This window comes from Streptomyces sp. NPDC006711 (assembly GCF_042869775.1).
Classification (GTDB): Bacteria; Actinomycetota; Actinomycetes; order Streptomycetales; family Streptomycetaceae; genus Streptomyces.
The window spans coordinates 1-12,359 of record NZ_JBIAGO010000028.1 but is presented as its reverse complement, the minus strand read 5'-3'; the positions used below and the strand labels follow the sequence as shown (position 1 = coordinate 12,359).

At 72.2% G+C, this 12,359-nt stretch carries 12 protein-coding genes; all 12 read left to right on the top strand.

What is annotated here, in order from left to right; all coding sequences use genetic code 11:
* Nucleotides 1-89: 89 nt before the first annotated feature.
* The 12 genes from ACFYM2_RS32810 to ACFYM2_RS32755 all read left to right on the top strand — a co-directional run bounded on the left by ACFYM2_RS32810 (nt 90) and on the right by ACFYM2_RS32755 (nt 12,271).
* Complete coding sequence (locus tag ACFYM2_RS32810) at nt 90-998, top strand: dihydrodipicolinate synthase family protein (RefSeq protein WP_388841250.1); 909 nt, start codon at nt 90-92, stop codon at nt 996-998.
* 19 nt (nt 999-1,017) lie between these two features.
* Nucleotides 1,018-2,019, top strand: coding sequence for a proline racemase family protein (locus tag ACFYM2_RS32805; protein ID WP_388841247.1), 1,002 nt, complete (start codon nt 1,018-1,020; stop codon nt 2,017-2,019).
* 619 nt (nt 2,020-2,638) lie between these two features.
* Entirely contained in the window at nt 2,639-3,286 is a 648-nt protein-coding gene (gene ribA / locus ACFYM2_RS32800; RefSeq protein WP_388841244.1) for a GTP cyclohydrolase II, read from the top strand.
* 1 nt (nt 3,287) lies between these two features.
* On the top strand, nt 3,288-4,991 hold the full coding sequence (locus tag ACFYM2_RS32795; RefSeq protein ID WP_388841240.1) for a WD40 repeat domain-containing protein: 1,704 nt from the start codon (nt 3,288-3,290) through the stop codon (nt 4,989-4,991).
* Nucleotides 4,988-5,959, top strand: a complete 972-nt coding sequence (locus ACFYM2_RS32790) for a formylglycine-generating enzyme family protein (protein WP_388841237.1) — start codon at nt 4,988-4,990, stop codon at nt 5,957-5,959. Before ACFYM2_RS32795 ends, ACFYM2_RS32790 begins: the two co-directional genes overlap by 4 nt.
* Nucleotides 5,956-6,969 carry a PLP-dependent cysteine synthase family protein gene (locus ACFYM2_RS32785; RefSeq protein ID WP_388841234.1) on the top strand — a complete coding sequence of 338 codons (1,014 nt, stop codon included), beginning with the start codon at nt 5,956-5,958 and terminating at the stop codon, nt 6,967-6,969. Before ACFYM2_RS32790 ends, ACFYM2_RS32785 begins: the two co-directional genes overlap by 4 nt.
* The gene (locus ACFYM2_RS32780; RefSeq protein ID WP_359002829.1) at nt 6,951-7,610 is read left to right on the top strand and encodes a class I SAM-dependent methyltransferase; all 660 of its coding nucleotides are present in this window, start codon (nt 6,951-6,953) and stop codon (nt 7,608-7,610) included. Before ACFYM2_RS32785 ends, ACFYM2_RS32780 begins: the two co-directional genes overlap by 19 nt.
* Before the next feature lies 1 nt (nt 7,611).
* Nucleotides 7,612-8,181, top strand: coding sequence for a serine O-acetyltransferase EpsC (gene epsC / locus ACFYM2_RS32775; protein WP_388841230.1), 570 nt, complete (start codon nt 7,612-7,614; stop codon nt 8,179-8,181).
* The gene (locus ACFYM2_RS32770; RefSeq protein ID WP_388841227.1) at nt 8,172-9,467 is read left to right on the top strand and encodes an ATP-grasp domain-containing protein; all 1,296 of its coding nucleotides are present in this window, start codon (nt 8,172-8,174) and stop codon (nt 9,465-9,467) included. Before epsC ends, ACFYM2_RS32770 begins: the two co-directional genes overlap by 10 nt.
* A 10-nt stretch (nt 9,468-9,477) precedes the next feature.
* Entirely contained in the window at nt 9,478-10,041 is a 564-nt protein-coding gene (locus ACFYM2_RS32765; RefSeq protein ID WP_388841224.1) for an NADPH-dependent FMN reductase, read from the top strand.
* Complete coding sequence (locus ACFYM2_RS32760; protein ID WP_388460374.1) at nt 10,038-11,318, top strand: MFS transporter; 1,281 nt, start codon at nt 10,038-10,040, stop codon at nt 11,316-11,318. The genes ACFYM2_RS32765 and ACFYM2_RS32760 overlap by 4 nt, the downstream gene beginning before the upstream one ends.
* Nucleotides 11,319-11,530: 212 nt before the next feature.
* Nucleotides 11,531-12,271: a transglycosylase SLT domain-containing protein gene (locus tag ACFYM2_RS32755; RefSeq protein WP_350233196.1), complete on the top strand. Its 741-nt coding sequence runs from the start codon at nt 11,531-11,533 to the stop codon at nt 12,269-12,271.
* The last annotated feature ends 88 nt before the right edge of the window (nt 12,272-12,359 follow it).

The following is a 12,359-nucleotide window of genomic DNA, read 5'->3' as shown; positions in this document are numbered from 1 at the left end:
GGTGGCGTCCCACGCTCGTGCGGCGGACCTCTTGTGGCTCCCCTGTGGCGGACAGTAAAATGTCACACACCACACTAGGGAGTCCGTTCATGACAGCTTCAGCACCCCCGCGCCCGCGTCCCTGGCACGGCATCCTCGTCGCCACCGCGCTGCCCCTGCGCCCCGACCTCTCCATCGACTACACCGCCTACGCCGAGCACGTCCGCTGGCTGATCGCCAACGGCAGCGACGGCGTCGTGCCGAACGGGTCGCTCGGCGAGTACCAGACGCTCACCGACGAGGAGCGCGAACGCGTCGTGCGCACGGCCATCGAGGCGGCCGGTGACGGCGACCGCGTCATGGTGGGCGTCGCCGCCTACGGCAGCGCCGCGTCGCGCCGCTGGGTCGAGCACGCGGCCGCCGAGGGCGCGGGCTCCGTCCTGCTGCTGCCGCCCAACGCCTACCGCGCGGATGAGCGTTCGGTGCGGGCCCACTACGCCGAGGTGGCCAAGGCGGGCCTGCCCGTGGTCGCCTACAACAACCCCTTCGACACCAAGGTCGACCTGACGCCCGCCCTGCTGGCCCAACTGCACGCCGACGGCAGCATCGTCGCCGTCAAGGAGTTCAGCGGCGATGTGCGCAGGGCCTACGAGATCGCCGAACTCGCCCCGGAACTCGACCTGCTGGCCGGCGCCGACGACGTCCTGCTCGAACTGGCCACAGCCGGGGCCGTGGGCTGGATCGCCGGCTACCCCAACGCGCTGCCCGCCTCCTGCGCCCAGCTCTACCACGCGGCGGTCAAGGGCGACCTGGCCACCGCGCTGCCCCTCTACCGCGCGCTGCACCCGCTGCTGCGCTGGGACTCCAAGACCGAGTTCGTCCAGGCCATCAAGGTGTCCATGGACCTGGCGGGCCGCCCCGGCGGGCCCACCAGGCCGCCGAGGCAGCCGCTGACGGCGGAGCAGGACGTGCTGGTGCGCGCCGCCACCGAGAAGGCCCTCGCCGAAGGCCACCACTAGAGCCCAAAGGGGGCCAACCATGCGAACCCGACACGTCTACCACGCGGTCGACTCGCACACCGAGGGCATGCCGACCCGCGTCATCACCGGCGGCCTAGGCGTCGTGCCGGGCGCCACGATGGCCGAGCGGCGGCGGTACTTCATGGAGCATCTGGACCACATCCGTACGCTCCTGATGTACGAGCCGCGCGGCCACGCGGCGATGAGCGGGGCGATCCTCCAGCCGCCCACCCGCTCCGACGCGGACTTCGGTGTCCTGTACATCGAGGTGTCAGGACTGCTGCCGATGTGCGGCCACGGCACCATCGGGGTGGCCACCGTGCTGGTGGAGACCGGCATGGTCCCGGTCACCGAGCCCGTCACCACCGTCCGGCTCGACACCCCGGCCGGCCTGGTGAGCGTGGACGTACGGGTGGAGGACGGCGCGGCGAAGTCCGTCACGCTGACCAACGTCCCCGCGTTCTGCGCGGCCCTGGACCGCAAGGTGGAGGTCCCCGGGCTCGGCACGGTCACCTACGACCTCGCCTACGGGGGCAACTTCTACGCCTTCGTCGAACTCGACGCGCTCGGTCTGCCCTTCGACCGCTCCCACAAGGGCGAACTGCTCGCCGCCGGACTCGACATCATGGCCGCCATCAACGCCGCCTACGCGCCCGTCCACCCCGAGAACCCGGAGATCATCGGGGTCAAGCACGTCTACCTGGCGGCGCCCGGGTCGGACGCGACGCGCTCGCGGCACGCCATGGCCATCCACCCGGGCTGGTTCGACCGCTCCCCGTGCGGCACCGGAACCTCCGCCCGGATGGCCCAGCTGCACGCCCGGGGCGCCCTCCCGCTCCACCGCGACTTCACCAATGAGTCCTTCATCGGTACGGAGTTCACCGGACGGCTGGTGGACCGGGCCGCGGTCGGCCCCTACCCCGCCGTCGTGCCGCAGGTCACCGGCCGGGCCTGGATCACCGGGACCGCGCAGTACTTCCTGGACCCGGACGACCCCTTCCCGGCGGGCTTCCTCCTCTAGGCCGTGTCCTCGAAGTCCCGTCTGGCCGGCGGCGAGGAGCCCGGCGAGGCCGGCGTCGCGACACCACCGCCCGGGCGGGCCGGTGGCCGCGCCGCCGGCCTTGTCGCGCGTCGGCGAAAGGGAGGTGTTTCGGTCGTATCACGGGTGATCGACACGACCGCGCAGGCCGCGCGGAGCCGTCCGCGCCCCCGCGTCACGCAGCATCGATGCCGTCAACCCCCTTGCCCGCGCGGCATGTTGAGTTTTGGCCAGACGCGGTGACCGGCGTCTGGAGACCTTTTCGATTGCGTCGATAGTTGTTAGGTTCGCGCAGTCGTATGCCCCAGCTCGGTCAAGAGTGAGCGGAGAAGGTGCATCCTGCGCAAGGAACGGCAAGACAAAGACCCCCGATGTCAGGGAGCTGAAACCCTCCGGCCTGTCGGGCACCGCGTCTTCTCGGAAGGACCCGGGAGGCGCGACGCGGCCGGGACGCCTCGCTTCTCCGCTGTCCAGCCGGCCGGCTGGACATGGGGCAGTTCTCGCGGCGGGCGCCGCGAAGTGGCGGCGAGCGGCGAAGGCCCGGTCCCGGTCTCCCACCCATAGATCACGCGTGGTCGTCGCGGTTCGATGAGAGGTGATGATGGAAGAGCGCTTGGACGCCGGCCCACGGGCGGAATCCTCCCCCAGAATCCGGGAGCGGGTCGAGATCGCCCTGAACATCGGCCCGCGGGCCCCCCTGAACGCGGAGATGATCAGTTTTCAAGGGCTCGCCGACGACGGCGAGCACCTGGCCATCAAGCTGGGAGAGCCCGGCGGCGGGGTGCCGCTCGTGCGTCTGCACTCGGAGTGCCTGACCGGAGACGTGTTCGGTTCGGTGCGCTGCGACTGCGGGCCCCAGCTGCACGAGGCCCTGACCAAGATCGCGAGCCGGGGCGGCTATCTGCTCTATCTGCGCCAGGAGGGCCGGGGCATCGGCCTGTACAACAAGCTGGACGCCTACCGGCTCCAGGACCAGGGGTACGACACCTACGCGGCCAACCGCATGCTGGGCCGCAGCGGCGACGAACGCGACTACACCGTGGCCGCCCAGATCCTGCGCTGCCTCGGCGTCGAGAAGATCGACTTGCTCACCAACAACCCCGACAAGGTCGAGCAACTGCGCCGCAACGGCGTGCTGTTGCGCGCCGTGGAATCCACCGATGTGCATTCCAATCCCAGTAACGCCCGCTATCTCGAAGCCAAGGTCAACGTGGCGCAGCACGCCATCGAGCTCGGGAGTACGTACTGAGATGATCCAGCACCGAGGACCGATCAGTGGCGTCGCCGCCCACAAGGACACCTTCGTGGCGACCGCCGGCTACGACAACCAGGTCATTCTGTGGCGGGCGGACGACAAGACCCCGCTGGCCCGGGCCACCCACGACCATCTGGCCAACCAAGTGGTGTTCAGCCCGGACGGCCGGCACCTGCTCACCTCGTCGAGCGACTACACCGCGCGCCTGTGGTCCGTGCCGGACCTCAAGCTCCTCGCGGTCTTCTCCGACCACGACGACGACGTGGAGATGGCCGTCTTCCACCCCACCGAACCCCTCGTGGCGACCGCGTCGCGCGACCACCGCGTCCGGGTGTACGGCTTCGACGGACGGCTGCGCCACGTGTTCGCGGGACACACCGCCGACGTCATCTCGGTGGCCTGGTCCCACCCCGGTCCTGGCGGGAGCGAGGCGGAGCTGGTCTCCTCAAGCGACGACGGCACCATCCGCAGGTGGTCCCCGGCCACCGGTGGCGCGGTCGGCGAGATCGACCTGGGCGGCGTTGAGACGGACACCGTGGCCCTGGCCGCCGACGGCACCACCTACGCCGGAAACGACGAGGGCCAGATCATCGTCATCGACGAACACGGCACCCATCTCCACCCGGCGCACGAGGCCGGCATCAAACGGCTGGTCCTCCAGAGCGCCAACGGCCTTCTGGTGAGTCTGAGTTACGACCGTACGCTGCGGGTGTGGGACACCGCCGACGGGCTGCGGCCCATCGCCTCCGCCGCGCTGCCCAGCGAGGTGTGGCCGCGGTCGTGTGCGTTTCTGGGCGACTCGACGCTGGTCTTCGCGACCTTCGGATCGAGCTATGCCACCTACCGCATCGATCAGGAGAGCTGGGACCTCCACGGGGTCGAGCCCACCGGCGGCGTCAACGCCGTCATCCAGCGGGGCGGGGCCACCTTGACCATCGGCGACGCGGGCATCCTGCGCGAGGACGGCCAGGAGCGCACGCGTCTTGGCAGTCTGTGCAACTTCCTCGTCCAGGTGGGGGAGCGGGTGCTGACCGGCGGCCAGATGGGTGTCCTGTTCGACGCGCTCACCGGGGAAACGCTCTACCAGCACCGCTCGCCGCTCAACTGCGGCGCCGCGTTCACCCGCGAGGGCCGCCCGCACGTGGTGATCGGGGCGTACACCGGCGAAGGCCTCGTGTTCTCGCTGGGTGACGACGGCAAGCTCGCCTTCGAGCGGACACTTCCGCTGCACGCCAACGCCGTCAAGGACGTCGCGGTCTTCGACGACGTCATCTTCTCCGTGTGCGCCGACACCGGCGCCGCCTGGTTCTCCACCGCCGACTTCACCGAGACGGCGCGCCTGGACACCGCGCACGACCGCATCGCCAACGGCTGCGCGGCGCTCGGCCCCGGCTGCTTCGCCAGCATCAGCCGCGACCTGAGACTGCGGATCTGGAACGGGATCTCGGCCCACACCGTGACGACGCCGCACGACCACTCGGTGAAGTGCGTCGCGGCGTCCAGCGACGGCCGGCTGATCGCCACCGCCGCCTACAACGGTCTGGTGGCCGTCTACGACCGCGACAGCGACCGCTGGCCCGTCGTGGTGCGCCCGACCACCGCGGGCATCTCCTCCCTGCACTTTGACGCGGACCGCCGGCGCTGGCTGGCCGGCTCCTACGACGGATCGGTCTACGAGATACCCGTGGCGGCCGGATGAGCGCCCGGGCCAACCCCAACACGCTCGGCGACCGCGAGGCCATGGGTCTGCCCGAGACGTTCGTGCACCGCCCCTGGCTCTCGCCCGCCGCCTGCCGCCACCTGTACGGCAAGGCGCCGGACGAACTGGTCGCCGCCCTGGAGGACGCGGCGCTGCCCCTGGCGGAGCGCTGCGCGGCCGGCGCGCTGCTCGCCCTGCTCGGCGACCCGAGGATCGACCCGCTGGCGCCCGCCATGGTCGAGGTGCCCGGCGCCCGGGTGACGCTCGGCCTGCCCAGCGAGCGGGTCGAGGAGGTGGCCGCCGCGTGGAGCCACGTCGGGGTGCTGGCGGAGTGGATCGCGAAGGAGACCCCCGCGCACGAGGTGGAGATCGCGGGCTTTTCGCTGGCCCGGTACCCGGTGACCAACCTGGAGTACCGCCACTTCGCCGAGGAGACCAACACCCGCTGGCTGCCGACCAGTTGGCAGTTCGGGATCTACCCGGCCCACCTCGCCAACCACCCCGTGTGGACCGTGCCGCCCGAGGCCGCCGACGCCTACGCCCAGTGGCTCGGGGAGCGGACCGGGCGCCGCTTCAGGCTGCCCACGGAGGCCGAGTGGGAGTACGCGGCCGGCGGCGGGGACGGACGGGAGTACCCCTGGGGCGAGCACTGGGATCCGCACCTGGCCAACACCGCCGAGGCCGGGCCGCTGGGCACCACACCCGTCGGCGTCCACGGACCGGGCCGGAGCCCCTTCGGCGCCGACGACCTCGCGGGCAACGTCGAGGAGTACGTGGCCGACGACTACCGGCCCTACCCCGGCGGACCGCACATCGCCGACGACCTTCTGCGCGAGCGGGGCGGCTACCGGATCGCGCGCGGCGGCAGCTTCACCCGCTTCGGGGACCTGGCCCGCTGCCGCCGCCGGCACGGCCGGTACGGCAAGGCGATCTACGCCATGGGATTTCGACTCGCGGAGACGCCATGAAACACATCGAAGCGCTGGACGCGCCCTACGAGTTCACCCCCGACGACCCGGTGGACCACGCCGCGCTCCAAGCCGCCCACCCCGCGTTCGCGGACTTCGCGGCCAAGCTCGGCAACACCTCCCTCATCGCCGTGCCGGGACCGCCGGGCGGCGCGCAGGTGCTCGCCAAGTGCGAGTGGGAGAACCCGTCCGGATCCGTCAAGGACCGCGTCGCCTACGCGATGCTCGCGCGCGCCGTCCACGAACACGGCGACCTGCCCCTGACGCGGTTGAGCGTCCTTGAGTACTCCGGCGGGACGCTCGCCCGCTCCCTGGCCCGGCTGTGCGCCGGGCTCGGCGTGCGCGCGCGGTTCGTGCTGTCCTCCGCGAGCCCGCGCAGCCTCCTGGACGACCTGGCCGCCGACGGCGCGAGCGTGGTCCTCGTCGACAAGGACGCCGGCTTCATCGCGGTGATCCGTACCGCGCTCGACCTCGCCGCGCGCGATCCCGGCGTCCGGCTGCTCTACCAGCACCGCAACCCCGCCAACCTGGCGATGCACCAGCGCACCACGGGCGCCGAACTGCTCGGCCAGCTCGCCGGGCGCGCCCCGGCCGCCTGGGTCGCCTCGATCGGCACGGGCGGCACCCTGATCGGCACGCTCCGCGCGCTGCGCGAGCGCCACCCGGACGTGCGCGCCATCGGCGTCACCCCCGACGAGCTGCCCTACGGCAGCCCCGAGCCACCCAACGGCCTGCCCAAATACGCCGGTTCCGGAGGGTTCGGGGACGGCGTCCGTCAGCCGTTCGTCACCCTGCACGAGCACGAGGTGGAACACCACACCGTCTCCTACCCCCAGAGCCTGACCGCGATGGCCGACTTCCACGAGCGCACCGGCCTGCGCATCGGCAGCTCCGCCGCCGCCAACTGGCTCATCAGCTGCCGGATCGCGGCCGGCCTCACCCCGGCCGAGACGGTCGTCACGGTCTTCCCGGACGCCGGCACCCCGGAGGAATGGAGGCGGATCTCCTGATGGCCGACCGCGACGACTACGGGGCGGTGCTGCGCCACGCCTTCCAGGTCATCTACGACGACGGCCGGGACTCCTGGACGGCCGAGCCCGAGATGCGGCAACTGACCGAGCTGCTGCACCAGTGGATCGAGCCCGACAGCCGCGTCCTGGACGTGGGCGCCGGACGCGGCCTCGACACCCGGCGCCTGCTGGACCTCGGCCACCGGGTGGTCGGCGTCGACCTCATCGATCTGCCCGAGTGGAAGGAGCTCGCCGGACAGTGGGGGGAGCGGGTCTCGTTCGTGCTCGGTGACGTCACCGCCGTCAGTGACCCCGAGGGCTTCCACGCCGTCATGGACAACGGCGCCCTGCACCACCAGCACCCGGCGGACTACCAGAAGTATCTGGAGCGGCTGCGCGAGGCCCTGCGGCCCGGCGGTGTCCTCGCCATCAGTCTCTTCGTGCGCCCGCCGGAGGAGCCCCAGGGGCTGCTGCGCGAGAGCCCCAACGGGCGCCTGGCCCGCGAGTTCACCCGGGCGGAGGCCGTGGAGCTCCTGGACGACGCCGGATTCGCCGTGGTCGCCGAGCGCCGCGTGCCCCGCAGCAGCCGGCCCGACTGGGCGTATCTCCTGCTGATCGCCCGGGCCCGCGAGAGCGGCTGAGATGGGGTCGCTCGTGGAGGACCTGCGCGTGGTCAGGGAGCGGGACGCGGCCGTACGGTCGTGGGGCGAGGCGCTGCTCGCTCCCCACCTGCCCGCCCTCTGGCTGCACCGCGTCGCGCACCGGATCCATCGGCGCGGGCACCGCTTCACGGCCCGGCTGCTGACCCTGGCGGGCCGGGTCGTCTCCGGCGGCGTGGACATCCACCCCGGCGCCCGGATCGGACGGCGCCTGTTCATCGATCACGGCTTCGCCGTCGTCATCGGTGAACAGGCCGTGATCGGCGACGATGTGACGCTCTATCAGCAAGTCACCATCGGCGCCGTCGGCTGGCGGCGGGACAAGCGCAGGGCGCCGGGCGAGCGGCGCCATCCCGTCATCGGTGACCGCGTGGTCATCGGCGTCAGCGCCTCCGTGCTCGGCCCGGTGGAGGTGGGTGACGACTGTGTGATCGGCGCCCACGCCCTCGTCCTGAGCGACGTCCCGCCCAAGAGCCGTGTCAAGGCGCCCGGTTCGCGAGTGAGCGCACGCGAACCCGCCCTGCCCTGGGAAAGGAGTTCCGGATGCGCGTAGCCGTCGTCGAGCACCAGACCGTCCGGCCGTTCGAACTGGTCCGCCAGGCCGTGGCGGCCGGGCACGAGGTCACCTTCGTCACCTGCGACCTCGACCTCTACCTCAAGGGCAGCGCGGTGGCCGACACCGATCTGCGGCTCGCGGCGCGGGTGGTGACCCCGTCGTCCACGGCGGACCCCGCCCGGCTGGTCGAGGCCCTTGCGCCGGTGGCCGCCGCGTCCGGTCTCGACGCGGTGATCACCGTCAGCGAGCAGCACACCCTCGCCGTCGCCGAGGCCGGCGCCCGGCTCGGCCTGCCGCACACGGCGCTCGACGCCGTCCGGCTCACCCGGGACAAGTTCGGCGCCCGGCGCCGGCTCGCCGAGGCCGGCATTCCCCAGCCCGGATACCGGCTGGCCGCCACCGTCCAGGAGGCCGTCGCCGCGGCGCGGGAGCTGCGCTGCCCGGTCGTCGTCAAACCCGTCGACGGCTCGGCGTCGGTGAACGTCGGCGTCGCCGAGGACCTGGCCCAGGCCGCCGAGTACGCCGAGAAGATCCTCGCGGTCGACGGATACGGCCGCTCCGCGCCCGCCGCCCGGCGCGTCCTGATCGAGGAGTACATGAGCGGCCCCGTGGTCAGCTGCGAGACCCTGAGCGCCGAAGGACACCACCTCGTCCTCGGCATCACCGACCGCGAACTGACCGCGCTGCCCCACCAGGTGGAGCTCGGCGGCTGCTTCCCGGCCCCGGTCGCCGAGGCCGAGCAGGTCGCCGCCGTGTGCCGGGCGGCGCTCGACGCCATCGGATTCGACCTGGGCGCCGCCCACACGGAACTCGTCCTGACCCCCGACGGCCCCCGCATCGTGGAGATCAACGGCCGTCTGGCGGGCGGCCTCATGCCGTTCGTCTTCGGCGCCGCGCTCGGCCGTTCCCTCTACGCCGACCTGGTGGACGTGATCACCACCCGGACCCTGCCGCGCCTCGCGCCGACCGGCCTGGTCGCGGGCATCCGCTCCCTGGTGGCCGAGCGCGCCGGGCGCCTGGCGGCCATCGAACCGAGCCCGCTGCGCGAGCGGCCCGGGGTGGTCGACTACGAGATCCGGCGCAAGGTCGGCGACCACGTCCACCCGCCGCGCAACAACCGCGACCGGTGCGGATCGGTGATCACCGTGGCGCCCACCGCGCGGGAGGCCAGGGCGCTGGCCCACGAGGTGGCCGCCACCACCCGCCTCGTCATCACCCCGGCCGCCCCCGGCCAGGCCCCCTCGGCCGCCCGGTCCACGACGTCATCCACCGTACGAAACTGAGGAGTTGAGCGTGAAGGCGATCTGTGTCGCCGGCAGCCCCAACCACCTGGCGTGGAGCCGCCGGCTGCTGAGGGAGGTGACGGACGGGCTGGCCGAGCGGGGCTGGGACACCGACGTGCTCGACCTGCGCGACCTCAAACTGCCGCTGCTCGACGTGCAGAGCTACCAGTCCCTCGACCCCTACCCCGATCCGGTGGTCCAGGACTGGCGCAACCGCGTCGCGGCGGCCGACGCGGTCGTCCTTTCGACGCCCGTCCACCACGCCAGCTACTCGGGCTTGCTCAAATGCGCCCTCGACTTCCTGGTGGCCGACGCTTTCGCCGGCCGGGCGGTCGGGCTGCTCTCCAACGGCGGGGCGGCCCGGGGCGCCACGCTCGGCTGCGAACACCTCAGGTCGGTGGTGAAGGCGCTCGGCGGCTGGCCCGTGCCCACCCAGGTCGCCACCTGCGCCCAGGACTTCGACGCCGAGACCCGCACGCTCAGCAACCGGGCCCTGATCCGCAGATGCGGCGCACTCTGCGACGAACTGACCCAGTTCACGCGCGCCATGCGCCCGCCGCGGACCGACGCATGACCCAGTCCGCCGGACCCGGCGAGCGGACCGAACCCGGACCGCCCCGGCCCCCGGGCCGGCTGGCGCGGACCGTGCGGGTGCTGCGGGTCTCGCCCAACTTCCGGCGCTACTGGCTGGGCCAGACGGCCTCCCTGATCGGTACGTGGATGCAGTTCACCGGCCAGATCTGGCTGGTGGTCAAGGTGTTGGCGCCCGGCGACGGAACCATGCTCGGCATCACCGCGGCCCTTCAGTCCGCGCCGATCGTGCTCACCCTGTTCGGCGGCTCGCTCGCCGACGGCCGCGACAAGCGCAAGCTGCTCATGGTGACCCAGGCGGCCTCCGGGCTGCTCGCCCTCGTCCTTGGCCTCGCCACCCTGACCGGGCACGTCGGCCTGCCGCTCGTGTGGTGCTGCGCGGCCGGGCTCGGGCTCGTCAACGCGGCGGACGCGCCGGCCCGGCAGGCGATCGTGCCCGAACTGGTCGACGAGGACGACGTGGCGAACGCGATCGCCCTCAACAGCGCCAGCTACCAGGCGATGCGCGCGGTGGGCGTCGCGCTGGCCCCCTTGAGCGTCGCCTGGTGGGGGCTTTCGGCGCCGTTCCTCTTCAACGCCGCCTCCTTCGGCTGTGTGGTGCTCGCGCTCGCCACCCTGGACCGCGAGCGCATGCGGCCGGTCGTCCGCAAGAGCAAGGGCCGCCCCCGGGTGCGCGAGGGTCTGGCCGCGATCGCTGCCGACCGGGGTCTGCTCGCGCCCATAGCGGCGCTGACCCTGGTCGCCGTATTCGCCCTCAACTTCAATGTGACGCTGCCGTTCCTGGCCACCGACTCCATCGGCGGCGGGCTCGGCCTGGTGGGTTCGCTGTACATGGTCAGCTCGATCGGCGCCGTGGTGGCCGCGCTCGGCATCGCGGGCTCCTCCCGGCCCGGCGACCGCCTGGTGATCGGCTCGACCGTGACGCTGGCGGTGACGATGACCGCGCTCGCCTTCTCCCGTTCCCCCTGGCTGGCATGCGCGGTGATGCTGCCGCTCGGCGCCTCGATCGCGGCGACCACGGCCACGATCAACACCCTGCTCCAGCGGCGTTGCGAGCCCGAGGTGCGCGGCCGGGTGATGGCGGTGTACGGCCTGATCATGCAGGGTTCGTCCCTCATCGGGGGCCCGTTGACCGGCGCCGTGTCCGACCCCTCCCGCTGGGGCGCCCCGGGCGGTCTTTTGATCGGCGCGGCCGCGACGTTGACGGCGGCCGGGGTGCTGGCCGGGCTCGCGCGGGGGCGGAAGGGGCGGGGGAGTTGAGGTACCTCTGGTGTCGCCGGTGTGACCAGGTACTCTCGGTGCACTCAACCCCATAGCTGAGCCGTATGCCGCCCGTGCCACAAGTGACGCTCCCCGCAGGGGAGTTGCCCAGCGGGTCGTTCCTCCCGCGACGCAGTGGTCGGGAGGGGCGAGCCAGGGCGACGATCGCGTCCGCGAGGTCAGCCGTGCGGATGCTGCTGGAAGGAAAGCGCGTGAGCCGGATATCGGCCCGAGGATTCGCGGTGGCGTCCGCCACCGCCGTGACCACCGTCGGCGCGGTCGTGGGTGTCGCCGCGGGCGGCCCCGCGGCCGCTTCGAGCGACGCGGAGGCGACCGCCGCCGGCACGACGCTGCTGGCCGACCTCCCCGCGGGCCAGCAGGCCCAAGTGGGGTCGGTGTCCCTGGCTCGCCAGGCGGAGGTCCAGTCGGCGCAGGCCGACGCGGCGGCGAAGAAGTCGGCCCAGGAGGCCGCCCGCCTCAAGGCCGCCCAGGACGCCAAGGCCAAGAAGGACGCCGCCGACAAGGCCAAGGCCGACAAGGAGAAGGCGGACAAGGAGAAGGCCGACAAGGCGGACAAGGACGCCCAGGACGCCAAGGACCGCGACCTGGAGACCCAGGCCGCCAGCCGCGCGTCGAGCCGCACCACCTTCCAGGTCAAGAGCTCCTACTCGGTATCCGACGTCCAGGCGATCGCCCGCCAGATCGTCCCCGCGGGCCAGTTCCAGTGCTTCAGCTCCATCGTGAACAACGAGTCGAGCTGGAACTACACCGCCACCAACGGCTCGGCCTACGGCCTGGTCCAGGCGCTGCCGGGTTCCAAGATGAGTTCGGCCGGCTCCGACTGGCAGACCAACCCGGCCACCCAGATCAAGTGGGGCCTCAACTACATGAACCAGCGCTACGGCAGCCCGTGCGGCGCCTGGACGTACTGGCAGTCCCACCAGTCGTACTAGGGGGTGTCTGGTGGACCATGGCCGGGGGCGCGGCGTCTGGCACGGCACCTCGCGGCGTTGCCGAATCGCCCCGATAGCTCCGCTATCG